This is a genomic window from Georgenia alba (assembly GCF_042665525.1).
Classification (GTDB): domain Bacteria; phylum Actinomycetota; class Actinomycetes; order Actinomycetales; family Actinomycetaceae; genus Allobogoriella; species Allobogoriella alba.
This window is the reverse complement of record NZ_JBHTCQ010000016.1, coordinates 1-545: the sequence shown is the minus strand read 5'-3', so window position 1 is coordinate 545 and position 545 is coordinate 1. Positions and strand designations below refer to the sequence as shown.

The following is a 545-nucleotide window of genomic DNA, read 5'->3' as shown; positions in this document are numbered from 1 at the left end:
CGGATTCGCAGCTGGGCAGAAGAAAACGGCATTTTAGAAGAACTCGAAAAGGCAGCCTGATGATTTCATCAGGCTGCCTTTTCTCTGTTCGTTTTAAGCCCCTGACGGAATCGATCTTTCATCATGATGCCGGTCGAGGTTGACGAACTTGTTGTATTCTTTTACAAACGCCAGTTCAACTGTTCCGGTCGGGCCGTTACGCTGTTTGGCAATAATGATCTCGATAATGTTCTTCGCTTCGGTTTCTTTGTCATAATAATCGTCACGGTATAAGAAGGCGACAATATCGGCATCCTGCTCGATGGACCCGGATTCACGAATGTCAGACATCATCGGACGCTTGTCTTGACGTTGTTCCACGCCACGGGAAAGCTGTGACAGCGCGATAACGGGCACCTGCAGCTCACGCGCGAGCGCTTTTAGTGAACGGGAGATCTCCGAAACTTCCTGCTGGCGGTTCTCGCCCGACTTCCCGCTTCCCATAATCAGCTGCAAGTAGTCGATTAGGATCATGCCAAGCCCTTTTTCCTGCTTCAGACGGCGGC

The 545-nt window shown here is 50.8% G+C and carries 1 protein-coding gene; it reads right to left on the bottom strand.

Annotated elements, in window-relative coordinates:
* Positions 1-93 precede the first annotated feature (93 nt).
* Positions 94-545: DnaB-like helicase C-terminal domain-containing protein (locus ACFQQL_RS19140; RefSeq protein ID WP_382396846.1), on the bottom strand; the 452-nt coding region annotated here is incomplete at its 5' end.